The sequence below is a fragment of the Jannaschia pagri genome, assembly GCF_019655435.1.
GTDB lineage: Bacteria > Pseudomonadota > Alphaproteobacteria > Rhodobacterales > Rhodobacteraceae > Jannaschia > Jannaschia pagri.
The window spans coordinates 177789-202226 of record NZ_BPFH01000002.1 but is presented as its reverse complement, the minus strand read 5'-3'; the positions used below and the strand labels follow the sequence as shown (position 1 = coordinate 202226).

25 protein-coding genes are annotated in these 24438 nt (G+C 62.7%); 3 read left to right on the top strand and 22 right to left on the bottom strand.

What is annotated here, in order from left to right; genetic code table 11:
• The first annotated feature begins 78 nt into the window (after nucleotides 1–78).
• Nucleotides 79–450 carry a BrnA antitoxin family protein gene (locus tag K5R33_RS05875; RefSeq protein ID WP_220748083.1) on the top strand — a complete coding sequence of 124 codons (372 nt, stop codon included), beginning with the start codon at nucleotides 79–81 and terminating at the stop codon, nucleotides 448–450.
• Between the two features lie 189 nt (nucleotides 451–639).
• Here K5R33_RS05875 and K5R33_RS05870 read toward each other — a convergent pair whose 3' ends face one another.
• The 16 genes from K5R33_RS05870 to K5R33_RS05795 form a co-directional block, all read right to left on the bottom strand.
• Entirely contained in the window at nucleotides 640–1326 is a 687-nt protein-coding gene (locus K5R33_RS05870) for a hypothetical protein (protein WP_220748082.1), read from the bottom strand.
• Nucleotides 1327–1795: 469 nt separating this feature from the next.
• Nucleotides 1796–2788: an ABC transporter substrate-binding protein gene (locus tag K5R33_RS05865; RefSeq protein ID WP_220748081.1), complete on the bottom strand. Its 993-nt coding sequence runs from the start codon at nucleotides 2786–2788 to the stop codon at nucleotides 1796–1798.
• 36 nt (nucleotides 2789–2824) lie between these two features.
• Nucleotides 2825–3787, bottom strand: coding sequence for an ABC transporter permease (locus K5R33_RS05860; RefSeq protein ID WP_220748080.1), 963 nt, complete (start codon nucleotides 3785–3787; stop codon nucleotides 2825–2827).
• A gap of 115 nt (nucleotides 3788–3902) precedes the next feature.
• The gene (locus K5R33_RS05855; protein WP_255576236.1) at nucleotides 3903–4820 is read right to left on the bottom strand and encodes an ABC transporter permease; all 918 of its coding nucleotides are present in this window, start codon (nucleotides 4818–4820) and stop codon (nucleotides 3903–3905) included.
• Nucleotides 4821–5178: 358 nt separating this feature from the next.
• Complete coding sequence (locus K5R33_RS05850) at nucleotides 5179–5613, bottom strand: GNAT family N-acetyltransferase (protein WP_220748078.1); 435 nt, start codon at nucleotides 5611–5613, stop codon at nucleotides 5179–5181.
• The gene (locus tag K5R33_RS05845; protein ID WP_220748077.1) at nucleotides 5610–5771 is read right to left on the bottom strand and encodes a hypothetical protein; all 162 of its coding nucleotides are present in this window, start codon (nucleotides 5769–5771) and stop codon (nucleotides 5610–5612) included. Before K5R33_RS05845 ends, K5R33_RS05850 begins: the two co-directional genes overlap by 4 nt.
• Nucleotides 5768–6595: an ABC transporter ATP-binding protein gene (locus K5R33_RS05840; RefSeq protein ID WP_220748076.1), complete on the bottom strand. Its 828-nt coding sequence runs from the start codon at nucleotides 6593–6595 to the stop codon at nucleotides 5768–5770. Before K5R33_RS05840 ends, K5R33_RS05845 begins: the two co-directional genes overlap by 4 nt.
• A gap of 130 nt (nucleotides 6596–6725) precedes the next feature.
• Complete coding sequence (locus K5R33_RS05835; RefSeq protein ID WP_220748075.1) at nucleotides 6726–7115, bottom strand: hypothetical protein; 390 nt, start codon at nucleotides 7113–7115, stop codon at nucleotides 6726–6728.
• A gap of 320 nt (nucleotides 7116–7435) precedes the next feature.
• Complete coding sequence (locus tag K5R33_RS05830; protein WP_220748074.1) at nucleotides 7436–8062, bottom strand: hypothetical protein; 627 nt, start codon at nucleotides 8060–8062, stop codon at nucleotides 7436–7438.
• A 130-nt stretch (nucleotides 8063–8192) separates the two neighbouring features.
• Nucleotides 8193–9656 (bottom strand): dihydropyrimidinase, encoded by a 1464-nt coding sequence (gene hydA, locus K5R33_RS05825; RefSeq protein ID WP_220748073.1) that lies wholly within the window; start codon nucleotides 9654–9656, stop codon nucleotides 8193–8195.
• Entirely contained in the window at nucleotides 9656–9862 is a 207-nt protein-coding gene (locus K5R33_RS05820; protein ID WP_220748072.1) for a hypothetical protein, read from the bottom strand. Before K5R33_RS05820 ends, hydA begins: the two co-directional genes overlap by 1 nt.
• Before the next feature lie 27 nt (nucleotides 9863–9889).
• Nucleotides 9890–10522 (bottom strand): LysE family translocator, encoded by a 633-nt coding sequence (locus K5R33_RS05815; protein ID WP_220748071.1) that lies wholly within the window; start codon nucleotides 10520–10522, stop codon nucleotides 9890–9892.
• Nucleotides 10519–10764 (bottom strand): hypothetical protein, encoded by a 246-nt coding sequence (locus K5R33_RS05810; protein ID WP_220748070.1) that lies wholly within the window; start codon nucleotides 10762–10764, stop codon nucleotides 10519–10521. The genes K5R33_RS05815 and K5R33_RS05810 overlap by 4 nt, the downstream gene beginning before the upstream one ends.
• Nucleotides 10765–10768: 4 nt before the next feature.
• Complete coding sequence (locus tag K5R33_RS05805; protein ID WP_220748069.1) at nucleotides 10769–11509, bottom strand: class II aldolase/adducin family protein; 741 nt, start codon at nucleotides 11507–11509, stop codon at nucleotides 10769–10771.
• Nucleotides 11510–11569: 60 nt separating this feature from the next.
• Nucleotides 11570–11851, bottom strand: coding sequence for a GIY-YIG nuclease family protein (locus tag K5R33_RS05800; protein WP_220748068.1), 282 nt, complete (start codon nucleotides 11849–11851; stop codon nucleotides 11570–11572).
• Nucleotides 11852–11948: 97 nt separating this feature from the next.
• A complete protein-coding gene (locus tag K5R33_RS05795) occupies nucleotides 11949–13202 on the bottom strand; it encodes a Zn-dependent hydrolase (RefSeq protein ID WP_220748067.1) in 1254 nt (417 codons plus the stop codon).
• Nucleotides 13203–13349: 147 nt separating this feature from the next.
• On the opposite strand from K5R33_RS05795, the gene K5R33_RS05790 reads away from it, so the two are divergent.
• A complete protein-coding gene (locus K5R33_RS05790; RefSeq protein ID WP_220748066.1) occupies nucleotides 13350–13991 on the top strand; it encodes a TetR family transcriptional regulator C-terminal domain-containing protein in 642 nt (213 codons plus the stop codon).
• Between the two features lie 119 nt (nucleotides 13992–14110).
• Here K5R33_RS05790 and K5R33_RS05785 read toward each other — a convergent pair whose 3' ends face one another.
• On the bottom strand, nucleotides 14111–15460 hold the full coding sequence (locus tag K5R33_RS05785; RefSeq protein ID WP_220748065.1) for a hypothetical protein: 1350 nt from the start codon (nucleotides 15458–15460) through the stop codon (nucleotides 14111–14113).
• 26 nt (nucleotides 15461–15486) lie between these two features.
• Between K5R33_RS05785 and K5R33_RS05780 the strand changes: the two genes are divergently transcribed.
• Complete coding sequence (locus tag K5R33_RS05780) at nucleotides 15487–15738, top strand: hypothetical protein (protein ID WP_220748064.1); 252 nt, start codon at nucleotides 15487–15489, stop codon at nucleotides 15736–15738.
• Nucleotides 15739–15801: 63 nt separating this feature from the next.
• On the opposite strand, the gene preA is transcribed toward K5R33_RS05780, so the two are convergent.
• The 5 genes from preA to K5R33_RS05755 all read right to left on the bottom strand — a co-directional run bounded on the left by preA (nucleotide 15802) and on the right by K5R33_RS05755 (nucleotide 24384).
• A complete protein-coding gene (preA, locus tag K5R33_RS05775; protein WP_220748063.1) occupies nucleotides 15802–17106 on the bottom strand; it encodes an NAD-dependent dihydropyrimidine dehydrogenase subunit PreA in 1305 nt (434 codons plus the stop codon).
• On the bottom strand, nucleotides 17094–17693 hold the full coding sequence (locus K5R33_RS05770; protein WP_220748062.1) for a hypothetical protein: 600 nt from the start codon (nucleotides 17691–17693) through the stop codon (nucleotides 17094–17096). Before K5R33_RS05770 ends, preA begins: the two co-directional genes overlap by 13 nt.
• 123 nt (nucleotides 17694–17816) lie before the next feature.
• Nucleotides 17817–19139, bottom strand: coding sequence for an NAD(P)-dependent oxidoreductase (locus K5R33_RS05765; protein WP_220748061.1), 1323 nt, complete (start codon nucleotides 19137–19139; stop codon nucleotides 17817–17819).
• 247 nt (nucleotides 19140–19386) lie between these two features.
• Nucleotides 19387–22443: an alpha-mannosidase gene (locus tag K5R33_RS05760; protein ID WP_220748060.1), complete on the bottom strand. Its 3057-nt coding sequence runs from the start codon at nucleotides 22441–22443 to the stop codon at nucleotides 19387–19389.
• 216 nt (nucleotides 22444–22659) lie between these two features.
• The gene (locus K5R33_RS05755) at nucleotides 22660–24384 is read right to left on the bottom strand and encodes an ABC transporter ATP-binding protein (protein WP_220748059.1); all 1725 of its coding nucleotides are present in this window, start codon (nucleotides 24382–24384) and stop codon (nucleotides 22660–22662) included.
• Nucleotides 24385–24438: the final 54 nt, after the last annotated feature.

Below are 24438 nucleotides of genomic sequence, written 5' to 3'. Positions count from 1 at the left end.
TCGGACGTGCCGCCGTTAACCCTTTGGTCACTGCTCGCCCGGAGGGTGCCGCCCTCGGATAGGTTCGGAGGGGCGGGAATGGCCACCAAGAAACAAGCACAGGCGGAGCTGTTCGCCATCATGGACCGGTTCCAATGGGACCTGGCCCACCGCGCGACGCGCGAGGGGATGATCCCCGACGAATGGCGTAAGGTCTGGCAGGACCGGGGCAGTCGCAAACGCAAGGTCAGCCTCTGGGTCGACGAGGACGTCTACCGGCTGTTCAAGTCGATGGGCGCAGGCATGGGGCCCCGGATGAACCAAGTGCTCGGCGCCTTCGTCCGCGCGCGGCTGGCCGGGATGTTGGAGGGCGAGGACTTGTCCGAGCGCTACCGCGAGGAGTGGATGGGGAAGGCCAAGCCGTCGGTCGCGGAGGCCATTGCGATGTATGAGAAGACTTTGGGGAAGTGAGGGGGGGGGGAGCTTCAAAGGGCTAGGTTGTGTTGACGAAGATCGACTTTGCGGACCTTCCTGACTTTCGCCGCAGCGGCGCCTATAATGGCTTAGGTGAGAGTGCCCCGTCAAATACCATGGTTTGAGTCCTAACCTGCACATTCCAATTTAGGATAAGTGGAGTGTGTAGCACTGCGCATAATACGTTCAGAGACTCTCCGCATTGCGTTTTTTTGGTGCGGTGAAGCTTCTAATAAGTTCGCGATGTGCAATGCTCGTCGCTGACATTTGTAGTCCATCTGCAACCATTGCTTGAATGGTTTCTGATGCGCCATCACCTGCGTAGAGGAGGAAGGAAACAACCTGTCCATCGCCCGGAGCCGAAGTTTCGATACAGGCTACAACGTATTCGGCTGCTTCCCCATTAAGCTCCTGACGGCCACCTTCTTCGAAACAAAAGCCGAAGCGGTTGACATTGAAAATGCCACGGGGACGACATGCGAAGCGAGGACTCAGGTCGGACCCAACCTGCTCGCCGTCGGAATATGCCCTTATGGTCAGCTCAAAGCCTTTTGTCTCTGCAGGTACCGTAAACGGTCCCGGACCTTCGTATTGACGAAGACCGCAGAATACTTCGCCTTTTTCCAGGCTAGCCCAGTTGAGGAGCGCCATGATGGTTGTGCCGATACCAGGCAGAAAATCAGTTAGCGTTTCAAGTCGCTCTTGGCTTGCGCCGCCAGAAACGGTGCACATCGACGACACAGTGAAAGCATCAGCGACCTCAATCGTTACGAAACCAAAATGTGGTGTGTTACGTGCCGAATAGACATCTGCGACAGCTGCAAACGGCAGAATGGCAGCGAATAGAGACGACGAAACGATCCTCAATTTCATAAGCGCAAGCTCCATTTAAAATTAGTGTTATCTCTGGTTAAAACGTGGAACACAGAGTCGAGATGTCTTCCATTCTGGTCTTCAGCGACTTGGATTACTCCGAGCAGAGCTGGTCCCACGAATAATCGCCATTGCACTGGAGCAGGCGGACTACAGGATACACAGTATCAACCGATGCTTGTGTTGCAAGATATATCTTGCGCCAGAAACGGTCGTTTTTTATCACTTGAGACCCACGCAACGAAATCGTTGAAAGATTTTGTGGCACAAACCCTTGGCAGAATTACCATTGCTTTTGTTAGGTTTTTGACCAAACGCCGAATAACGTACGTTGGGGCGCAGCGCAGCATCCATCAATGTGGGCTCTCAGCGGACCTTCGCTGCAAGGCTCATGATTGACTGTCTTCGGGATGAACACGAAGAAGAAGGGCGCCGCTAAGGGCGCCCCGCTATCGTTCAAATGCGCGCGCTACTTCAAAGCCGCATCCGTAATCACCGACGTCCAGGCGCCTTCGGGCTGGGCCGTAATCACAGGGTCCGATCCGCCAGCCAGCAGCGTATCCACCGTGCGCTGGAAATCGGCCTCGTCCAAAGACCCGTCGGAGCCTGCCGTCAGTTTGGCGATTTCGCCCATCATGCGGACCTGGTGGGCCTCGGTCTGGGCGCCGGTCTCATCGTACTCCAACACGATCTCGGCGGCTTCCTGGGGGTTGGCCTCGGCGTATTTCCAGCCCTCCATGGAGGCGCGGACGAAGCGGGTCATTTTGTCGACGAAGACCGGATCTTCGAGGTTTTCTTCCAGCACGTAGATGCCGTCTTCCAGGGTGGCGACGCCCATGTCCTCATACTTGAAGGTCACGAGTTCATCCTCGGAGACGCCCGCGTCCAGCACTTGGCCGAACTCGTTGTAGGTCATGGTCGAGATGCAATCGGCCTGGCGTTGCAGCAGGGGATCGACGTTGAAGCCCTGTTTCAACACGGTCACGCCATCCTCTCCGCCGTCGGTCGAGATCCCTTCTTGGGACATCCAGGACAGGAAGGGGAACTCGTTGCCGAAGAACCAAACGCCGATGGTCTTGCCCTTGAAGTCCTGGGGGCCGGTGATGCCCGTGTCCTTCCAGCAGGTCAGCATCAGGCCCGAGGATTTGAACGGCTGGGCGATGTTGACGACCGGCAAGCCCTTTTCCCGCGCCGACAGGGCGGAGGGCATCCAGTTGAGCATGGCGTCCGCGCCACCCCCGGCCAGCACCTGGGGCGGTGCGATATCGGGGCCGCCCGGCAGGATGGTCATGTCCAGGTCCTCGCCTTCGTAGAACCCCTTTTCGAGCGCGACGTAGTAGCCCGCGAACTGGGCCTGGGTCACCCACTGGAGCTGAAGCGTCACGGTATTGGCGTGGCCATCGGCCAGCGCACCCCCCGTCATGGCGAGCGCGAGGGCGGCGGAGGTGATGTATGTCTTCATGTGGTCTCTCTCTGTTGGTCTTGGGGTGGCGTGGGTTTAGCCCCGCGCGCGTTGTGATGGATGCCAGAAGGTTAGGTGTTTCTCCAATGCGGCGATCAGCCCGTATGACAGGCTCCCGGCTAAGGCGGCTGTCACGATGGAGGCCCAGACCATGGGCAGGTTCAAGCGGCCCACCTCGGTCGAGATGCGGAAGCCGAGCCCAACTGTGGGGCTGCCGAAGAATTCCGCCACAATGGCGCCGATGAGGGCGAGTGTCGTGGCGATTTTGAGTCCGTTGAAGATGAAGGGCAGGGCGGCTTGCAGTTTGAGATAGCGGAGGTCCTGGCCTGGCGTGGCGCCATAGGTGCGCATCAGGTCGCGCTGCATGGCCGTGGTATCGGCCAGGCCCGCCACGGTGTTCACAAGCATGGGGAAAAAGACCATGACCACGACGACGGCGGCCTTGCTCTCCCACCCGAAGCCGAACCACATCACGAGGATGGGCGCCGTGCCCACGATGGGAAGGGCGGCGACGAAGTTGCCCACGGGCAGCAACCCTCTGCGCAGAACATCCGAGCGGGCGACCAGCAGCCCAGTGGCGATGCCTGCTCCGCAGCCGATCAACCATCCTGTGAGAGCGCCCTTTACCACGGTCTGCACAAAGTCAGCCCAGAGCGTCGGGAGGTTTGCCGCCAAGGTTACGGCGATCTGCGTTGGTGCCGGGAGGATGACCGTCGGGACCGCGTAAAGCCGGACCGTGATCTCCCACAGGATTAAGAGGGTCAGGCCAAAGATCACAGGCGCCAACCATCTGCCTGCGGTGGTGCGGGCAATCCAGGTGTTTCCGGCCCAACAGACCGCCCATGTGATCAGGATGGCGATTGCGGGAAGCCCGCCCAGGATCCCTGCGAAGAGCGCGGCCACGAGGCCCGCGCCCCAGAGCCAGAGCGGCGCAATCCGACGCAAACGAGCGAGAAGCTCGCCAAGTTGGGAGGGATGCGTCTGCCTTTGGTCTGTCATGGCCGTGCCCACGGTAACAGGGGGTTGGTCCGCGCGCTGGCCTGTGACGGGTCCGGTCCCGCGCCAATACCAAAGGGGGACCAACCCGAGGACTTGCGTGGCCCTAACCTTGATTTCATCGCGCCAACCCCATGCGTTTGAGCGTAACCCGTTCCAGCAAAGCAATCACCGCAACCAGCCCGGCGGCGACGATTGCAGCACCGAAAAGGGCGGACCAGATTTGAATTGTTTGGCCGTAGTAGCTGCCCGCGAGAAGTCGGGCGCCGAGACCACGGACGGCGCCCGTGGGCAGCTCTCCGATGATGGCTCCGACGAGGGCCGCGGCCACGGCAATCTTGAGGGACGCGAAGAGGTAGGGCAGCGATGACGGTAAGCGCAGGCTAACCAGTGTGCGCAGTGCGCTGGCATTCCATGTGCGCATGAGATCAAGATCGGCTGGCGTGGGCGCGCGCAACCCCTTCACCATGCCGACGGTCACGGGAAAGAACGACAGATAGGCCGAAATGATCGCCTTGGGGACAAGACCCTGAATGCCAACGGAGTTCAGGACCACGATAATCATCGGTGCAATCGCAAGGATTGGGATCGTTTGAGAGGCGATGGCCCAGGGCATGACGCTCAGGTCCATCACGCGGCTGTAGACGATGCCAACCGCCAAAAGAATGCCCGCCAAAGAGCCAATCGCAAACCCTAGCAGGGTCGGGCCGAGGGTGATGCCCGCGTGGAACACCAAGGAGCGTTTGGAGGTGATTTTCTTCTCGACCGTCGTATCCCAAAGCTCCGCTACCACCTGGTGGGGCGCGGGCAGCCGGGGTCGATCTTGTGTAAAGGCGCCAGAGAGCGCTGCGGCGGGATGGGCGATGACGACCGACAGCCCGGCCATATCGCGACGCTCGGCGGCCGTAGTCGACAGCGTGGCCCCCGCCCGTTCCGCATCGAGGGCTGATTGCGCGGCGTTCATCGGTATGCAGGCCGCATACCAAATCCCCGCGACTGCGGCGATCACCAGGAGCACCGGCCACAGCGCGTGTATGCCCCGCGAAACCGCGCGCCCCAATCGTGTGGATCGGATCGATGTCTTTGGTATTTCGAGCGCAGGCGTGTCCGTCATCCGACCCTCGCTGCGCCGCTGGGCTGGCCGGTGCGCCGGAGTATTTGGTGACCCGTGATGGGCAAAGCCCGCGTTAACCTTAACGCGCGCCTTTGGGCTTTGGCGGATCTGATCATCACGGGTCCTGAAATACTCAAACACGACCGCGATGGCAGCGCTGCGTTTACGATTTTTTTACCACTGTTGGGCCAGACTATCGCCACGGTACAGGCTGGAGAGCCGATGACCGTGACCCGTGATGCGGGGGGCCATGTACCCCCCGTATCCTTTCCCACGCCAGTCATCGATGCCACTCCATGCGCATTTCAGGAATACCATCGTCACCCGCGATGTCGCGCTGTGTGACCGTGAACCCTTCGCGCGCATAGAACCTATGGGCCGCTACGTTTGGGGCGTGGGTATTTAGGCTCAACTGGTCGCGACCCTGCTTTGCCCGGTCCATCAGCGCTTTGCCCGTTCCCAGACCCGGTCGGCCGGTATAAAGGCCGTGGATATGGGCGGTGGCGGCATCGAGGGACAGGTATCCCAGGAAGTCGTTCTCCATTTCCGCCACATAGGCTTCGCGCTGCGGCAGGCCCTGGCGCAAAATGGTCTCCAGGGTCTCCAGCGTCGGTCCCGCTGGCATCCAGTCAGAGGCATCGAGCCACTGGCGCACGATTGCCGCACAGGCGGGGGCATCGTCGGCGATGGCGCGTCGGATCCGGGGCATCGTCATTGGCGCACCCGCCGCACGATCCGGGCCACGGACAGGAGCAGCACAAACAGCGCGATGGCGCCAACGATAGGCCCGTCCAGGCCCGGAACCGCGCCTAGCACCACCGCGACCGCGCAGACGATACCCAGCAGGTCGCCCATATGTGGGGCCAGCTTCATGCCGCCTGCATCCCGTCGCGCAAGCCTTCGCGAACGCGGTGCGCTATGGCCAGGAATTCGGGTGTATCGCGAATGTCCAGGGGGCGGTGCCGGGGCAGGGGGCTGTCGATGACATCGGTGATCCGCCCTGGCCGCGGCGACATGACGACGATCTTGGTCGATAGGTAGACCGCTTCGGGGATCGAATGGGTCACGAAGAGCGTCGTTTTGGAGGTCCGCGCCCAGAGCGCCAGGAGTTCCTCGTTCAGGCGGTCGCGGACGATTTCATCCAGCGCGCCGAAGGGCTCATCCATCAGCAGGATGGGCGCATCGAAGGCCAGGGCCCGGGCGATGGAGGCCCGTTGCTGCATGCCGCCGGACAGCTGCCAGGGATACTTGTTCGCGAATTTGTCCAACTCGACCAGAGCCAGAACCTCGTCGCGGCGGTGCGCGCGCTCTGCCCGGGGGATGCCCATGATTTCAAGCGGGAGGGTGACGTTCTTGCCGATGGTGCGCCAGGGGTAGAGCCCGGCGGCTTGGAAAACATAGCCATACTTGCGCGCGCGTCGGGCCGCGTCGGGCGACATGCCGCTGACGGTCAGTGTGCCGCCCGTGGGCGTCTCAAGGGCCGCGACGCAGCGCAGAAACGTGGTCTTGCCGCAGCCTGAGGGGCCGATAAAGCTGACAAACTCGCCATCCGGGATATCGAGGGAGACGTCGCGCAGCGCATGGACTGGGCCGTCTCCGGTTTGGAAGGTCAGATCGAGGTTGTGGGCGGAGATGGCAGGTGCTGACAAGCGGCTTGCTCCTGGTGGGGTCTCTCGAATGACGCAAATTTTGACCATATGATCAAGAGGGCAGGCGGGTCTGAGGGCCGCAGGCGCCGCACATCTTCGGGGAGGGATGAATTCCTAGGCGGTGTTTGTGTGGGAGGCGGTCGCGGGTGCTTGCTCCTGTGCGCGCACGCGCGAGGCCCTACCGGAGGCGCAGGCGCCCCGTGCAGAGAGCCCAGAGGAGCGCGACCACGCTGCCGCCGCCGACTTGGATCAGGTAGCGGAGGACAGATAGGCCGTCGCGGTAGGCCAGGGCGGCTTCGACCAGCGCAGCGGCCGGGATCAAGAAGGCGAGCGTCGCCAAAGCGCCGGAGCGCAGCGGTCCGAGAGCGGCGGTTCGTGTCAGAACGCTGCGGACGAGGGGTGTGCCAACGAAAGCGAAGACCGCCGCGAAGGGGGTCGCGACGGGGAGCAACCACCAGAGGCTGACGGCGACCTTATGGGCGGCGGCTGCGAGGGAGCCTGTCTCCGGGTAGGTGACCGTCCCGTAGACGAGGAGGGCGTTGGTATAGGTTAGGAGAGCGAGGTGCATATGCAGCGTCATGAGTGAAGGTTAGGCTGAGTAGTAGGCCTGGCCAGAGCAAAGCACTATAGGGGCCTCTTTACGGTTTGGTCTGAAAGCTGAAAATGTTCACTCGTCGATATGCGAGTGCCCGACATATCCAAAGCGCATTTGATCGCACATTTTTGGGTCCAGTGCACCGAGATTTTCGAGGTATGGTAGAACATGTCGGAGACGGCGTTTGACGATCATGGCTGGCGCGCGCTGGTTGGCAACACGACGCTCGACCGCCAGATCGGTCATAGGTAAAACGGCGTGATGGGCGTAGTGAAGCCCGCGGACGGAACATGCTAAGCGCGTTGTCGTGTGCGCCGCCGTCTTTTTAAGCTGACTATTGCGGCTACTCCGGACAGAGCTAACAAGACTGAACCGGGAGTTGGTACTGGCGCAATGGTTCTGACGGTAATTGTATCATTGTTTACAAGAGTCACCTTCCGTGTAACGTTTGGAAATATACCGATATCAGAGAATGATTGGCCGGTGATCGAGAATGCCGAAGATATTTCGTCACCGGAAGTGTAGGCGGCCGGTAGGCGAATGACGCTGGATCCACGAGGGAAGGAGGATTGGTTGGTTTTCGAAATTGCGAACAATCCTCCAGTAGAAACAAATACTGCCCTGCCACCGTCCCCAAAAACTAGATCGTCAATATCAAAGATTTCATCCGAAAACGCTAGTCCGGAGGTCGCCCCGCCAACCGGAGATACCAGGATTCTGGCTTGATCTGGAAAGATCGCGTTACCCGAAAAAATGCCGCCGAAAACCATAAGACCGGTTGTGTCGAGTGATCCGGACACCGTTCCGTAGATGCCAGTTGGGAGCTCTTCAATTTCAACCAATACGGCCGAACTGGCGACACCTGGCAGACCAAGTGCACAAAGAACAGTCGTCGCTAAAATTACGCAATTCCGTATCATCGCAAGCTCTCCTTTGGCTTACTAAGAAGCTAGATGCAGTTACCTGTCGCTCAAGAGCACTTGTTTTTGCAACGCAAAGTGCAGTTTGTGGTTTTAGCACTAAAGCTCTGTAGTAGCTTCAGAAAACTTACTATATACCAGCCGGAATATTCAACGGATCGCGCTCGATCTTCCTCGGTGTATTCAACGCCTTCCACTTCGACAGCGCCTTCGCAGCACTCGCGTTGGGCGGGCGCTTGATGAATTTGCCGCGCCCGGGTTGGGGCTGGCTGTTCTGGCCGTGGGCCCAGATGACGTCGCCACGAGAAAGCGTGAAGCGGGGCGCTGCTTTCAACTCCATGCCTTCGAAGACGTTGTAGTCGATGATCGATTTCTGCGTCGCCACCGACACCGTGCGGTGGATAGACGGGTCCCAGACGACCACGTCCGCGTGTCCGCCCACGGCGATGCCGCCCTTCATCGGATAGATGTTGAGGATCTTGGCGATGTTGGTTGAGGTCACGGCCACGAACTCTTCCGGGGTGAGGCGGCCCGTTTCCACGCCCTTCGTCCAGAGCATGGCCATCCGTTCCTCTAGCCCGCCGGTGCCGTTGGGGATCATGGCGAAGTTGTCCACGCCCATGCGCTTCTGCTCGTCGGTGAAGGCGGCGTGGTCGGTCGCGACGACCTGCAGAGACCCTGCGGCGAGGCCGTTCCACAGCCCGTTCTGGTGGTCTTTGGACCGGAAGGGCGGGGACATGACGCGGCGGGCGGCGTACTGCCAGTCCTTGTTAAAGTACTCGGATTCATCGAGCGTCAGGTGCTGGATCAGGGGCTCTCCGTAGACGCGCATCCCCTTTTGGCGGGCCCGGCGGATGGCCTCGTGGGCTTGTTCGCAGGAGACGTGGACGATGTAGAGCGGACAGCCCGCCGCGTCCGCGATCATGATGGCCCGGTTGGCGGCCTCGCCCTCGACCTCGGGCGGGCGGCTGTAGGCGTGGCCCTCGGGGCCGGTGATGCCTTCGGCCAGGTATTTCTGCTGCAACTCCTGCACGATGTCGCCGTTCTCGGCATGGACGAGGGGCAGGGCGCCCAGTTCCGCGCAGCGCTTGAAGGAGGCGAACATCTCATCGTCCTCGATCATCAGCGCACCCTTATAGGCCATGAAGTGCTTGAAGGTGTTGATCCCCCGCTCCTGCACGACTTTTTGCATCTCGTCGAAGATGGACTCGGACCAGCCGGTAATCGCCATGTGGTAGGAGATATCGGTGCAGATCTGGTCTTTGGATTTGCGGTCCCAATCGTCGATGGCGTTCAGGAGCGAGCCGTCCTCGCCGGGCAGGCAGAAGTCCACCAGCATCGTGGTGCCACCGGCGGCGGCGGCGAAGGTACCGGACTCGAAGGTTTCGGCGGCGGTTGTGCCCATGAAGGGCATCTCCAGGTGCGTATGGGGGTCGATGCCGCCGGGGATGACGTAGGCGTCAGAGGCGTCGATGACCTCGTCCCCGGTCAGGTTCTCGCCAATCTCGGCGATATGTTCGCCCTCGATCAGGACATCGGCCTTCCACTGGCGGTCGGCGGTGACGATGGTGCCGTTTTTGATGACTTTGGACATTAGGCGTCTCCCGTGCCGAGTTTGATGGTGAGCGTTCGCGCGGATGTGTCGAAATCGGTGTCTTCGACCGTATACCCTTGACCCGCAAGACGGGCCTCCACGTCTTCGTCCATCCCGCCGTCGGCGAATTGAACGACGTAGGCGTCAGCGGCGGCGTCGCTGTCCGGTCCTTCGAAGATCACCTGAACGATTGTCTTTTCGGTCATGGAACGCTCCCGGATGGTGGTGCTGGGTTACAGGCGTGTGGTGGCGAGGCGCAGGCCGAAGCCCACGAAGATGACCCCGGTCAGCCCTCGGATCCAGCGTTGGACACGGGGCGCGCGGGCGGCTTGGGTCATTGTGCCAAGGGCCAGGACCATGGCGGCGAACCAGAGGGCGTTGATTGCGGCATGGAGCGTCACCAGGATCAGTGCGGGCAGGGCGTGGGTGGCGGCATCGGGTATGAATTGCGGAAAGGCCGCCAGGTAGAAGATCGCCACCTTGGGGTTCAGCGCATTGGTCAGGAAGCCCTCGGTAAAGGCCGTCAGCAGATCCCGGCGGCGCTTGGCTGGCGGGACGCTCGGTGTCGGACCGGTGTCAGCCCAAACGGACCAAAGGGCGCGCAGCCCGATCCAGGTCAGATAGGCCGCCCCCGCCAGTTTGAGCGCGGTGAAGGCCCAGGCCGATTGCGCCAGCAGGACCGACAGGCCCAGGATCGCCAGCGCCCCATGCAGATAGAAGGCCGCGATGAACCCCGCCACATTCGCGAACCCCGCCGCGCGCCCCGAGTTCGGGACGGTCTTTGCCACGAGGACCCCATTCGGTCCCGGAGAAATGACGAGCAAGCTGGCGATCAGCGCGAAGGAGAGCAGGGTTTCCAGGGTCATATGCAGTACTGAGTTCCGGCTGGATTGAGCACAGGGTAAACCGTGCCACCCGCGACGAAGCCGTAGCAGTTCTCCCAAACGCGCACGTCGGAGGGCAACACGCCACTTGGCAGCAGTTGGCGCACAGCGAAGGGGATCGGGGCGTCGGTGGTCACGTAGCGGTCGGGGTCCGCCACGGGGTTGCGCAGGGACTGGGCGCAGGCCGCGAGGGCGATCAGGGCTCCGACGAGGAGGAAGCGCATGGGGTTACTCCGCATAGCTGGGGTCTTCGGCGTCGAGGATACGGCACATCTCGGTGAAATGCGCCACCTCGGCCTCCTTGTAGACCTCCCATCCGGCGGCTGTCGCCTCGGCCAAAGCATCGTCCATGACGGCCAGCGGTTGACCGCTGGAATAGGCCAGGATCATCGTTCGCGCAGCCCGCTCCAGATGATAGAGCGCGTCCCAGGCCTCCGCCACGGTGTCGCCCAGGACGGTGACGCCATGGTTGCCCATCAGAACGGCCCTGTGGCGGCCGATGGTCTGGGCAATGCGCTCGCCTTCCTCCGCCCCGTGGGCGATGCCGCCGAAGCTGAGGTCATAGGCCAGGCGGTTGTAAAACCGCGCCGTGGTCTGATCGATGGGGCGAAGGGTCGGGTCCTTCAACGCGGCCAGCGCCGTGGCGTAGGGCGGATGCATGTGCAGCGCCACACGGGCCTGGGGTAGGTGGCGGTGCAGGGCGGAGTGGATCGCCCAGGCCGAGGGATCTGGCGCGTCTGGTCGGTCCATGGTGGCGGGGTCGTCGGCGTCGACCTCGATCAGATCCGAGGCGCGCACGCGGGAAAAGTGTACCCATCGCGGATTGACCAGGAATCTGCGCCCGTCGTCGGAGGTCGCGGCTGAGAAGTGATTGGCGACACCTTCGCACCACCCCTCCCGCGCGGCGAGGCGTAGGCAGGCGGCCAGGTCGATGCGGATCTGCATCTCCGCCGGCGGTTGGGTCAGCATGGTGCGACCATGGTGGCGACTGGGTGTCCCCGCCCCGGCCTTGCGCCGGGGCCCGTCCGGTCACGCTTGCCAAAGATGGGAGAGGTCCTCCCACTGGGGGTTCTTCGCCATGATGAGTTGGTTTTTCCAAGCACGCCGCCACCTCTTGAGGGCGCGTTCGCGGCGCAGGCCTGGCGCAAAGGCGCCATGTTCTTCCCACCAAACGAGTTGGTTGATGTTGTAACGTTGGGAGTGTTCGGACAGCCCGGCCCGATGCTGAGCAAGCCGCGCCCCGAGGTCGGTTGTCCGCCCGATGTAGAGCGCGCCATTCGGGCGAGAGGCCAGGATATAGACGTAGTACATCCCGAGAGACTGCGCCCGGCTTGGTTTCCAAACGGTAAATGCACGACTGCTTTGCAGGCGGGGCCCCGGCGCAAGGCCGGGGCGGGGTGGGCTTGGGTCACGCGACCACCTCGGCCGTTTCGACCACGGCATGGAGCAGAACGTCCGTTCCCGCCTGGGCCCATTCCTTGGTAATCTCCTCCGCTTCGTTGTGGGACAGGCCATCGACGCAGGGACACATGATCATCGCTGTGGGCGCAAGACGGTTGATCCAGCAGGCATCGTGCCCTGCGCCCGAGATGATGTCCATGTGGCTATAGCCCAGCCGTTCTGCGGCGGTGCGGACGGCGGTGACGCAACCGTCATCGAAAGTCACGGGGTCAAAACCGCCGACCTTCTCAAAGGCAATCTCCAGCCCCATGGCATCGACGATGGCCTGGCCTTCGGTCCGCAACCGGGCTTCCATGTCCTCGATCACCGACAGGTCCGGTGACCGGAAGTCGACGGTGAACACCGCCTTGCCCGGGATCACATTGCGGGAGTTTGGGAAGACGTCGATATGACCCGCCGCGCCCACGGCATGGGGGGCATGGCTGAGTGCAATCTCTTCGACCTTCTCCAGGATGCGCGCCATGGCGAGCCCCGCGTTCTTGCGCATGGGCATGGGGGTGGAGCCAGTGTGACTTTCCTTGCCGGTCACGGTCACCTGGGTCCAGGACAGACCCTGGCCGTGGGTGACGACACCGATATCGCGCCCCTCCGCCTCCAAGATCGGGCCTTGTTCGATGTGTAGCTCGAACATCGCATGCATCTTGCGGGCGCCGACCTCCTCGTCGCCGCGCCAACCGATGCGGTCCAACTCATCGCCGAAGCGTTTGCCCTCGGCGTCCACCTTGTCCTCGGCCCAGTCCTGGGTGTGGATGCCCGCAAACACGCCAGACGCCAGCATGGCGGGGGCGAAGCGGGTGCCTTCCTCGTTCGTCCAATTGGTGACGACGATGGGGTGCTTCGTGCGAATGCCCAAATCGTTGAGCGTGCGGATCAATTCGAGCCCGCCGAGCACGCCCAGAACGCCATCGTATTTGCCACCCGTGGGCTGCGTGTCGAGGTGGCTGCCCACGTAGACGGGCAGGGCGTCCGGGTCTTCGCCCGCCCGCGTCGCAAACATATTCCCAATCTTGTCGACGCCCATTGTCATCCCAGCCGCCTCGCACCAGGATTGAAACAGCGCCCGACCCTCGGCATCGGCATCGGTCAAGGTCTGACGATTGTTGCCGCCCGCCACGCCGGGTCCGATCTTGGCCATGTCCATCAGACTGTCCCACAGGCGGTCGGGATCGATGCGGAGGTTCTGACCTGCGGTGGCTGACATGGTGGCTCCCGTTATATTTGACCGTCTGGTAAAAGGGACGCTACCACGGGTCCAAGGCCAGTCAACCGGCGCTTGCGTCTGGCGGGTCGCTGGCACCAAATGCTTAAGGATGTGGCACCGTTTGTCCTGTCCGCCGGAGGAGTGCGCATGGCAAATGACGAGGGGCCAACCCGTATTCAGGTCAAAAACCGGGGGCTGATCTTGGAAGCTGGCTTGGATGTCTTTTCGACCGATGGGTTTCGCGGCGCCACGCTGGACGGGATCGCCAAGGCGGCTGGATTGTCCAAACCGAATGTCCTCTATTACTTCGGCTCGAAGGAGGCGATCTACCGCGCCTTGCTCGATACGTTGTTGGACACCTGGCTCGACCCGTTGCGCGCGCTCGACCCCGAGGGGGAGCCCTTGGAGGAATTCTTGGGCTACGTCCGCCGGAAGCTGGTTTTGGCGCGGGACTTCCCCCGTGAAAGCCGCCTATTCGCCGGGGAGATCCTGCGCGGTGCGCCGTTGATGGCCGACGCGCTCGCGGGGGATCTGAGGCAACTGGTTGATGCGCGCTGCGAGGTGATCCGTGCCTGGATGACATCGGGGCGATTGGCCCCCTCCGACCCGCACCATCTGGTTTTTTCGGTTTGGGCGCTGACCCAGCACTACGCCGATTTCGAAGTTCAGGTGGCGGCCGTTTTGGGACCCGAACGGGACCGCTGGGCCGAGGCGGAGGCGCATCTGGTCGAACACTTTCGGCGGGTGTTGGTGATGAGGCGCGTATCTCACAATGACCGCAGTCCTTAGCGCGACTTCTGGGGGGCGCTTCTCTATCACGCGATCTCGCGGTTGCGACAGGCGTTTCCTTCTCCAATGGCCGAGGTGTTTTCTCCCCGGCCACGCCAAGATGCATTGCGTTCGACGGCTTAGCCAAAGATCAAATCTGAAGCGTTAGGAGCGTTCGCGACGTCGAAATCTGTCCGTACGATTCCAAGAAAATGGTCGTCCACATCTCGGACCTTCGCAAATCTTATTTCGAAGAGACCATCGCTGCCCGGCGCGGCATTGGTAATGCGGCCGGTCATAACATAGTTCTCTTCGACCGTCAGATCGGCGGTTACGGCGTGGAAGCCGTACGACACTAGGGTGCCAGGACTATAGGCACCGGCCGCGACGGTGTATTCATCGCGAACCTCACGCCCCACGCTGAAGCTGTTTGTAGTCGTTGTTGCACCTCCAATACCGCCTTCGATTTTTATTTCTGAACCAAGCGAAAGGACGCCTTCAAGACCTGCGGTGGCAGAAATGCTCTTCGAGAGTGAGACGTTCCAGTTGAACTCCTTACTCGTGGTGGTGGTTTGATCTTCCCTCAAGACCCAGGTTGTCTTTGCGGAGCCGTTTCCGACTAAAACCCTAGCGGATTGGGATGTCGGAAGGATTTCTGAGGGACTGATGCCAATGACCCTTTCCGCCCGACCGGTGTTTGCGTCGAAATTCGGATGGTCCGTATCCCAAGTGTACGTTAACGTCGAATAGGTATCCTTTATACCGTCGCCGTTGAGGTCAAACCTACCATTAAACCTGCTTGTATTTAGGTCGTCTTTGATCTCGATGCCGGGTTGTGTAATGCTGAACGGTACGAACTTGGCCTCTCCTGCGTAATGTCGAAAATTGCTGGTCTGAAATTCCCTGGCAAATGGCAGGTACGCTTCGCTTGTGATCGGCGTGGAACCCCATGACGAGGCCTGGCCTTCTCCAAACTCGGTTTGCACCGTATCGCCGTCTTGAACACTGCTGAGCTTTTCTAAGTCTTCTTCAGATACCTTGCCTTCGATCCGGGCTTCGATCTCCGCGCCGAAGTCGCCAACGGAATCCCTATCAAAGGCTTCATAAAACGCTGCTTCGGCCAATTCTTCGATGACCGTGTCGCGCAGGGTGTCGCCGGTCAGGGCGCTGTCCAGTACGATCTTACCGTCCTTTGTGGCGACGCCGTTCAGCTTCATGCCATCGGTCGTCCGCAGATCGTCCACGAGGGAGATGTCCGCAGCCTCGCCGAGAAGGTCCACCGCCTCTGCCGCCGACTGAAGGTCGGTCTCCAGGACGCGGTTGATCAAATCGCCGGTCGTGGAGAAAGTTTGGATCTGCGCCTCGCTCAGGCGGGTCATGTCGATGCCACGTGCCGCCAGGGCCGAAGCGAAGGCCTGCGGAATGGACGCAGGGGCGGTGTTGAACTCGAACGCGTCTTCTTGTGCAAAGGCGAAACTGTCTAAAGCCAAGGTACTGTTCCTTTCGAGAGTGATACATGACCGACGCGCTGGCCGCGCCGGTGTTGCAAGGACCTAACGACTGCATGCATTGCCGCAACGGGCCGTGCCCGGTCCGGCAAGCCATTGCGAAGTTAAAGAAAAATTTGTGGCGAAAGCTTGCGAACCTGCGTTCGGGAGGCGCTAAGGCATTGAAAAACTGCAACCGATTGCAGCGGTATTCGTCCGACACCCATCGGAAACCTGGTCCCAGCACGCAAAACGCCGCCAGTCTTCGCTATGAAGACTGACGGCGCTTGACGGATTATGGGCGGATCGCCGCGATCTGCGCCGTTTGATCGGTTGTCTGTCGCCTATTCGGCAGCCACTTTTGTCGCCGGGTTGTTGGGATGCGTGGTCCAATCGGCAGGCTCGGCCTCGACCACTTTGCCGGTGCGGGGGTCGACCGTGCCGGGGGCGAGGCGTTCCATCGTGATGCAATTGTCCACCGGGCAGACATCCACACAGAGGTTGCAGGCCACGCATTCGGCGTCGATGACTTCGAACGTGCGGTCGGCGGACATGCTGATGGCTTGGTGGGAGGTGTCTTCGCAGGCGGCGTAGCAGCGGCCGCATTTGATGCAATCGTCCTGGCTGATGCGGGCCTTGGTGACATAGTTGAGGTTCAGGTACTGCCAGTCGGTCACGTTGGGCACGGCGCGCCCTACCAAGTCATCGATGGTCATGCCTTTTTCGTCCAAGTAGCGCGACAGGCCCGCCGTCATCTCTTTGATGATGCCAAAGCCGTAGGTCATAGCCGCCGTGCAGACCTGTACGTTGCCCGCGCCCAGGGTCATGAACTCCGCCGCGTCGCGCCAGGTGGTGACGCCGCCGATGCCGCTGATGGGCAGGCCATGGGTCTCGGGGTTGCGGGCGATTTCGGAGACCATGGACAGGGCGATGGGTTTGACGGCGGGGCCGCAATAGCCGCCGTGGCTGCCCTTGCCGTCGATTGTGGGCTCGGGGGCGAAGTCGTCCAGATCCACGCTGGTGATGGAGTTGATCGTGTTGATCAAGCTGACCGCATCGGCGCCGCCCCGTTTGGCGGCGGCGGCAGGTTTGCGGATGTCAGTGATGTTGGGCGTCAGCTTCACGATGACGGGCATCCGGCTGTATTGTTTGCACCAGCGGGTGACCATCTCGATGTACTCGGGCACCTGGCCCACCGCGCTGCCCATGCCCCGCTCGCTCATGCCATGGGGGCAGCCGAAGTTCAGTTCGATGCCGTCGGCGCCCGTCTCCTCGACCCGGGGCAGGATGGCGCGCCAGGCGTCTTCCTCGCAGGGCACCATGATCGAGGCGACTAGGGCGCGGTCGGGGTAGTCGCGCTTGACCGCTTTCATCTCATCGAGGTTAGTTTGCAACGGGCGGTCGGTGATCAATTCGATGTTGTTGAGCCCCAGCAGGCGGCGGTCGGCGCCATAGATCGCGCCGTAGCGGGGGCCGTTGACGTTGACCACGGGTGGGCCTTCGGCACCGAGCGTCTTCCAAACGACACCGCCCCAACCGGCCTCGAACGCGCGGCGGACGTTGTATTCCTTATCGGTCGGCGGCGCAGAGGCCAGCCAGAAGGGGTTGGGGCTCTTGATGCCTACGAAATCGGTCGTCAGATCGGCCATGGCTGTGCCTCCAGGGTTCGGTGTGATGGGCGTGGCGTGGAGTGTGTAAGCGGCGCTCGGGACAGCGCGGCGGCGAGTGTTGCGGCGTCCGGCGGTTCTGTGTCGAGGCGCAGGCGCGGGATGTTCTCGGGCAGGCAAATGCGCAGCAGATCCGCGAGGGTCTGGACCTCGGGCGGAAGACGGCGCGGCACCTTGACCAGTGTCACCCAGGGCGCCGCCAGGGCCAGTAGCAGCCCGCCCGGTTCGCCGGTCGTCCAGGTGGCGGCCACCGCGCCTGCCGTGATCAGCGCGGCCCCCGTACAGCGGGCGGGGGCGACCCAGGCGGCGGGTTCGAGCGGTGGGAGCAGCAGCAGGTCCGAGGCGCGGGACAGGTCCAAAAGCCAGTCTTCGGTGCGCCGCCCCTTAGCCAGTGTGTCGAGCCTCTGGGCCGGGTGGACCTGGCGCGGGACAAGACCGCTGGATTGGACCGCTGTCAGCATCTCGGCCAGCAGGCCCACATAGGCCAGGCGCCCGTCCCGGTCACCGCTGTGATCGGGGAGGCCAAAGGCGGCCTCGATCCGGGTCAGGGGGTCGGTCGGCGCCGCCAACTCAGGCCCACACGCGGGTTGGGGGGGGCGCGTCAGGTGCTTCGACCTCGGACAGGACCCGCCGCGCGTCGTAGGGTCGGGTCTGGGTGCCCAAGGAGCGCGCGCCGATATGTGGGGCGATGCTCACGCGGTCAGCGCGGAATGAATGTCCATGGCCGCATCGCGTCCTTCGGCTACGGCGGTCACCGTCAGGTCCTCGCCGCCCGAGGCACAATCCCCTCCGGCCCAGACCTTATCGAGCGAGGTACGACCCGCCCCGGTGACGGCAATCTTGCCGCCGTCCAGGTCCAACCCTTCGACCGCCTCCAGCTTTTGGCCGATGGCGCGGAATAGTTGATCGGCGCGCAGGGTCACGGTTTCCCCGGTCTGGGACATATCCGGGTTCAGATAGGCGAGCTCGACCTCCCGCAACTGGCCCTCACCGTGCAGGGCCACGGGCGCCACGTTGAACATCAGGCGGACGCCGTGGCTTGCGGCCAGGTCCTGCTCAAAGCGGCTGGCTGGCATCCGGTCGCGTCCTCGGCGATAGGCAATGGTGACCGTCTCGGCCCCGAGCAGTTTGGATTGGACGGCGGCATCCACGGCGGTCATACCGCCGCCCACAACGACAACGTGTCGGCCCACGGGCAGCTGGGTCAGGTCGGCCTGCTGGCGTAGAGAGGCGATGAAGTCCACGGCATTGGCCGCGCCGGTCATCTCTTCGCCTTCCAAGCCCAGGGCGCCCACGCCGCCAAGCCCAATGCCCAGGAAGACAGCATCATATTTCTCGCGCAGGTCGGGCAGGGTGAGACCGTTTCCCAGGCCCTGGCCGGTCACAAGCGTAATGCCCCCGATGGACAGCAGCCAATCGACTTCCGCCTGTGCAAAGCCTCCGGGCGTCTTGTAGGCCGCGATCCCGTATTCGTTCAGCCCGCCGGGCTTCGTCTTGCTGTCATAGAGCGTGACCGTATGGCCCAGCATCGCCAAGCGGTGCGCACAGGCCAGCCCCGCCGGACCCGCGCCAATGACGGCCACGGTCTTGTCCGTCGCGGGTGCACGGGTGTAGGGGTGCCCGCCTTCGGCCATCAGCGCGTCCGTGGCATAGCGTTGCAGGCGCCCGATCTGCACGGGTTTGCCCTCTGCCGCCTCGCGGACACAGGCCTCCTCGCAGAGGGTTTCGGTCGGGCAGACACGGGCGCACATGCCACCCAGGATGTTTTGATCGAAGATTGTTTTGCCCGCTGCCTCGGGCATGCCCGTTTGGATCTGTCGGATGAAAAGCGGGATGTCGATGTCGGTCGGACAGGCCGTGATGCAGGGCGCGTCGTGGCAGAAGTAGCACCGGTCAGCGGCCACCGTTGCCTCATGGGCGTCATAGGCCGGATGCAGGTCGGCGAAATTTTCGGCCAGGTCCTCGGGGCCCAGGCGTCCCGCACGGATTCCGTCCAGGCGCATCGCTTCGGTCATGGCTGTCTCCCTGCGGGTCAGATGGCTGTCTCAAGCCGCTAGCTTGCCACGATGGTATTTTTTATCAACTGGTAAAATTTGAGCGGTTTGAAAACGGGGGAATGGGGGTTCCTGGGGTCAAGATATGGCCACTCGCTGTCCGTGGCGACCGCGCAGTTTGGCGCGGTTCAGCGGGGATTGGCCCTGGCGTGAGTGGCGGCTATGCCGCCCGCCTAAAGGCGCGCACCACCCCGAAGACGTGGCCCTCTTATGGCCTGATGCGCAGGGTCACAATCTCCCACGGCGTCACATCCAGGTAGAGCACCCGCTCATCATGGGTCACGGACGCGACCGTGACCTCATGGAAGTCGCAGATCTCCGCCGACCCGATGCCACCGGGGATCGTCACGCGGACCGGCCCCCGCCCGCCTTGGGCCTCGTAGAGCCGCAGGATCATCCCATCGCCGTCTTCCGCGCGCTTCCACGTGCGCAGGGTGACATTGGGCACGTCGACCGAGGGTGGACTGGGCAGCGCCCGTCCATCACCGCGCCAGAGCCGCAATGGATGGTTGAGATCATAGGCTTCCGCCTCCACCCCATCGCTGCGGTCGCCGATGTGCGGCAGCAGAGCATAGGTGAACACATGGCGGCCCTGATCGGCAGTGGGGTCCGGCTCCGTCGAGGATTTGATCAACGACAACCGCATCACCCCGTCGCGCACGTCGTAGCCGTATTTGCAATCGTTCAGCAGCGCCACGCCGTAGCCGCGTTCCGCCATATCGGCCCATTTGTGGCCCGCGACCTCGAACCGGGCGGCATCAAAGGGGGTGTTGGCATGGGTGACGCGGGGGATCGTGCCCCATTGGATGTCATAGAGCGCATGGCTGGAGTGGACGGCCACGGGAAACGCCACCTTGAGGAGGATATGGGTCTCGCGCCAGTCGACCTCCGTCTCGAAGTCAATGCGTTTGGACCCGGCGCGCAGCACGATACGCTGGTGTATGCGGCTGTTGCGCAAAACCCGGGTGGTGTGGACGACGGCGCGCAGCGGCCCGGTTTCCACGAGCGAGACGGCGGCGGTTGTGCCTTCGGGCTCCAACCGATCCTCGAAGAAGGGGTCGATGTCCCATGCATCCCAACTGACGGGCCGGTCCTCATAGAGTTGCAGGGCATTGCCCTTGCATCCTTCGGTCAGGACCTCGCGCTGGGCTTCCTTGTCGAAGACGCGAGAGAGCGCGCCAAAGGCGTCGATCTCGACGCGGATGAGATCGTTTTCCAAGACCGCGGTGACGCCATCGCTTTGGCCGGTCACCTGTGGCGGCACCGGGCTGTTGCCGATTACGCGGGCCTCGTAAGGCGCCATGGCAGGCAAATGAACAAGGGTGCCACCTTCAACTGCTTGGCCCTCCAAGTCGACGGCCCAGGCATTTGGCACCACCACAAAGCGGTCGCAGGGCAGTGGCGCGGTGTTCAGGGCCACCGGCGTCTCGCCTTGGCCCGCGAGGACTTTGCAGGCGTCACGGGTGGCGGTCTCCGCGGCTTCGCGGACGGCGGCGAAATCGGTACGCGCCTGGGTGAAGACCTCCGTGATCGAGGTGCCCGTTAGGATGTCGTGGAACTGATTGAGGCAGAGCAGCTCCCACGCCGCGCCCAGATCGGGCGTCAGCCCCGCCATGGCCGACAGCGCCTCCGCCTCATGCAGAGCGGTTTCGGCCTGTCGGTTGGCGCGCTTGATCCAGCCTTGGCTGGTCAAGACACCGCGATGGCCCTCCATGTAGTGCTCCCCCCGCCAGATGGGCAGATCGGCGGCCTGGGTCTCCAGCGCTTCGAAGGTTTCGCGCACGGTCCCCATGCGCAGGCGTGGCATCCCCGGCATTTCGGCATAGGCCTGGGCGGCCCAGATCAGATCCTCCTTCGGCCCGCCGCCGCCATCGCCGTAGCCATAGCAGATGGGCAGCGTGTCGATCTTGTCCTTGGTCGTTGATTTCGTCCAGGTCCCCATGACCTCCGGCGCTGAGAGGTCGGATTTGTAGTTGGTGGGGAAGGGCAAATGCTTCACCACGCGGGGGGTGGTCAGCACATGGGCCAAAACGCGGGTGCCGTCCCGGCCTTCCCACCAATGGGTCGAGGCGGGCAGGCGGTTCGTTTGGTTCCAGTTCAGCTTATTGGTGCAGAACCATTGCAGGCCCGCGTGTTTCATCAACTGCGGGATTGTCCAGGGAAACCCGAAGGTGTCAGGCAGCCAGAGCACAGGCGTTTCCACCGGCCCAAACCGATCCCGGAAGTATTTGCGGCCCAGCATCAATTGCCGGACCAGCGCCTCCGGGCCGGGGATGTTGAGGTCCGGCTCCACCCACATGCCGCCCATGACTTCCCACCGGCCCTCGGCCACCCGCTGGCGGATGCGCTCAAAAATGTCGGGATAGTCCTGTTCGGTATAGGCATAGAGCTGCGGCTGCGAATGGCTGAAGCGGAAGTCGGGGTAGCTGTCCATCAGCCTCAGGGCATTGGCATAGGTGCGCCCGTTCTTGCGGCGGATTTGCTCAATCGGCCAGAGGTAGGCCACGTCCATATGGGCATGGCCTATGCCGATCAGGGTCACGTCCAGGGGGGCACCGGCACGGGCGATCCCGTCGCGCAAACTGTCCATGGCACGGGGCAGGCTGTCGTAGAAGGCATCGCCCATGGGGTCGCGGGTGTCGAGCGTGACAAAGGCCGCGTCCAGGGCGTTCAACAGGCGGTGCCGCTCCGGCCGGTCATCGGACAGGACACCCACCGATTGGCAGGCCGCCGTCGCCAACGCGATGAAGGCCTCGGTCTCTGGGTGACGCTCGACGATCTGACAGCGCCCGATGTAGGGCTTCGCCCCGCTATCCCGGCTCGGCGGCCAGCCCACAAGGCCCGTCCACCCGTGCAGCGCGATGTCCCAAGTATCGGCTCCGTCGGGTAGGGGGACCATGTGGTGATGTCGGTCGGCTGACCCGATGGCGGCGCCATTTACGTAGACCAGCGCCTCCGGGTGGCCAAAGATGTCGCCCATGTTGCCCAATGGCAGGTGCAGCGCTGTGTGCGCGGGGTCGAAGTCGGTTGGCCGCTCAGCCCGGCTGCGCATCAGGAAATTCAGCTCGCATCGGCCCCAATAGCTGTCTGGTGCCACCTCTGGCCAATGGTCGAAGGGGCCATCAAGTGGTGGCGGCGTCTCAGCATCGGCCAGTTCCGCCAGACGAAAGGGCACCAGTGGGACGCGGCGGCGAAAGGCCATGGGCGCGATCAGGCCCAAGCGCTGGGCGATCTTTTCCTGTGTCAGGCGGAAGCTGTGGTTCATGGTTGGTCGTTTCGTGGGTCTGGGGCGCGGTCCTGTTGCGACGTGACCCCCATGGTCGGCGGTCTGAAACCGAAACGGGGGGCACCGGCCACCTGAAGGAGGCACTGACCCTTCGGTCAGGGGCTCTTGCATGGGGGCAGAGGGCTGCGCAGGTCTGTGGGGGGTCTCTTCGGTGGCTCTCTATCTTCTGTCGCTAGGCGGCCGTGGGGCCGGTGGTCATTCGGTCTGCAAATCGAACCCAGGCACATTGCCCCGAAACTGGGCGGCGGCAGCCTGGGCCTCATGCTCAAGCGCCTCAGGGGTCCAATCGTCTGATCCCCAGGGACGGTTCAGGTCCGGCCAGGGGATCGAGTCGATCAACAGCCGGGTATAGGGATGGCGCGGGTCCCCGATGACCTGTCCGGGTGGTCCCGCCTCGACCACGCGGCCCTTGTAGAGGACCATCACGAAGTCGCTGACGTGATAGGCCGTGGCCAGGTCGTGGGTGATATACAAGATCGAGATGCCGTGTTTGTCCTTTAGGTCGTAGATGTTCGACAGGATCGTCGCGCGCAGGCTGGCATCGACCATGGACACCGGCTCATCCGCGATCAGCAACTTGGGGCTCAGCATCAGGGCGCGGGCCACGATCAACCGCTGCCGTTGGCCGCCAGACAATTGGTGCGGATAGCGTGGCAAGACCAGGTCCGGGTCCAGTCCCACGGCGGCGCAGGCGTCCTCCATGGCGCGCTGGGTATGGGCCTTGCCCTCGGACAGGCCGAAGCGTCTGAAGGGAAACGACAGGGCATGCGACACCCGGTAGAACGGGTTGAAGCAGCCATATGGGTCCTGGAATACGGCCTGCACATTCTTGCGGAAATCCAGGCTATCGGCGGCGCCCATGCCATAGACGTCCCGTCCTTCATAGAGGACCCGCCCAGTGGTGGGCGGGTTAAAGCCCAGCATTACCCCGCCCATGGTCGATTTTCCGGACCCCGACTGTCCGACAATCGAGATGATCTGCGGCGTGTCCCCCTGCAAAGCGAAAGACATGGGATGTAGCGCCGTGACGGTGCCATAGGTCTTTGAGACGCCATCGAACCGCAACAGCGGCTCCCGGCTGCTGCGCCGGGGCGCGGGGGCGCTGCGGTCCGGGTTGAGAAAGCTTTCTCCGCCGACCAAGGGGACTGAGCGGATCAGGTCTTGGGTATAGGGGTGCTTGGGTGCGTCGATGATCTGGGCGACGGTGCCGTGTTCGACCAATTCGCCGTCCTTCAAAACGGCCAGTTCATCGACCGATTGGGCCATCAACCCCATGTCATGGCCGATCAGAATAAGGCCCGATCCAATCTTACGCTGGATGTCGTTGAGCGTCTGCATGACCTGCCGCTGAGTGACCACGTCAAGCGCACTGGTCGGCTCGTCGGCGATGATAAGGTCGGGGTCGAGCAGGATGCCCAGGGCAATGCACACCCGTTGCTTCATTCCGCCCGACAGCTCATGGGGATACAGGTTGCCCGTATGGGCCGGCAAACCAACCGAGGCGAGCGCAGCCGCTGATCGGGCCTTGAGCGTGCCACGGGGCAGGGCACCTTCGTGGGCGATAACGGCATCCCACATCTGCGGCTCCACCCGCATCACGGGGTTCAGCGAATTCATTGCGCCCTGGGGGATATAGGCCACGCGGCTGAGGCGCGTGCGGCGCATCTCTTCCTCAGAGAGGGCCAGCACGTCCGTTCCGGCAAGGTCAATGGTGCCGTTGGACACCCGGCCCGGTTCCGCCAGCATTCGCATGATAGCGAGCGCCGTCGTCGTCTTGCCGGATCCGCTTTCTCCGATGAAACCGACACGGCGTCCGGCCTGGATCGTGAGAGAGAGCGCCTTGACTGCCTGCACGACGCCTTGGGGTGTCGGAAAATCGATCGAGAGGTCACGCAACGTGAGAACAGGGGTGTCAGGCATTGGGACCTCCGACGGCAAACTTTTCAGAGAAAAGTTTGGAAAAAGTCTTCGCTG

Coding starts and splice junctions, on each gene's coding strand:
- K5R33_RS05830 (WP_220748074.1), bottom strand. CDS start 8,062: ATGATACGGAATTGCGTAATTTTAGCGACGACTGTTCTTTGTGCACTT.
- K5R33_RS05850 (WP_220748078.1), bottom strand. CDS start 5,613: ATGACGATGCCCCGGATCCGACGCGCCATCGCCGACGATGCCCCCGCC.
- K5R33_RS05800 (WP_220748068.1), bottom strand. CDS start 11,851: ATGTACTACGTCTATATCCTGGCCTCTCGCCCGAATGGCGCGCTCTAC.
- K5R33_RS05860 (WP_220748080.1), bottom strand. CDS start 3,787: ATGACAGACCAAAGGCAGACGCATCCCTCCCAACTTGGCGAGCTTCTC.
- K5R33_RS05865 (WP_220748081.1), bottom strand. CDS start 2,788: ATGAAGACATACATCACCTCCGCCGCCCTCGCGCTCGCCATGACGGGG.
- K5R33_RS05790 (WP_220748066.1), top strand. CDS start 13,350: ATGGCAAATGACGAGGGGCCAACCCGTATTCAGGTCAAAAACCGGGGG.
- K5R33_RS05870 (WP_220748082.1), bottom strand. CDS start 1,326: ATGAAATTGAGGATCGTTTCGTCGTCTCTATTCGCTGCCATTCTGCCG.
- K5R33_RS05755 (WP_220748059.1), bottom strand. CDS start 24,384: ATGCCTGACACCCCTGTTCTCACGTTGCGTGACCTCTCGATCGATTTT.
- K5R33_RS05795 (WP_220748067.1), bottom strand. CDS start 13,202: ATGTCAGCCACCGCAGGTCAGAACCTCCGCATCGATCCCGACCGCCTG.
- hydA (WP_220748073.1), bottom strand. CDS start 9,656: ATGTCCAAAGTCATCAAAAACGGCACCATCGTCACCGCCGACCGCCAG.
- K5R33_RS05760 (WP_220748060.1), bottom strand. CDS start 22,443: ATGAACCACAGCTTCCGCCTGACACAGGAAAAGATCGCCCAGCGCTTG.
- K5R33_RS05820 (WP_220748072.1), bottom strand. CDS start 9,862: ATGACCGAAAAGACAATCGTTCAGGTGATCTTCGAAGGACCGGACAGC.
- K5R33_RS05845 (WP_220748077.1), bottom strand. CDS start 5,771: ATGAAGCTGGCCCCACATATGGGCGACCTGCTGGGTATCGTCTGCGCG.
- K5R33_RS05810 (WP_220748070.1), bottom strand. CDS start 10,764: ATGCGCTTCCTCCTCGTCGGAGCCCTGATCGCCCTCGCGGCCTGCGCC.
- K5R33_RS05840 (WP_220748076.1), bottom strand. CDS start 6,595: ATGGTCAAAATTTGCGTCATTCGAGAGACCCCACCAGGAGCAAGCCGC.
- K5R33_RS05875 (WP_220748083.1), top strand. CDS start 79: ATGGCCACCAAGAAACAAGCACAGGCGGAGCTGTTCGCCATCATGGAC.
- K5R33_RS05835 (WP_220748075.1), bottom strand. CDS start 7,115: ATGCACCTCGCTCTCCTAACCTATACCAACGCCCTCCTCGTCTACGGG.
- preA (WP_220748063.1), bottom strand. CDS start 17,106: ATGGCCGATCTGACGACCGATTTCGTAGGCATCAAGAGCCCCAACCCC.
- K5R33_RS05765 (WP_220748061.1), bottom strand. CDS start 19,139: ATGACCGAAGCGATGCGCCTGGACGGAATCCGTGCGGGACGCCTGGGC.
- K5R33_RS05780 (WP_220748064.1), top strand. CDS start 15,487: ATGACCGACGCGCTGGCCGCGCCGGTGTTGCAAGGACCTAACGACTGC.
- K5R33_RS05805 (WP_220748069.1), bottom strand. CDS start 11,509: ATGCTGACCCAACCGCCGGCGGAGATGCAGATCCGCATCGACCTGGCC.
- K5R33_RS05815 (WP_220748071.1), bottom strand. CDS start 10,522: ATGACCCTGGAAACCCTGCTCTCCTTCGCGCTGATCGCCAGCTTGCTC.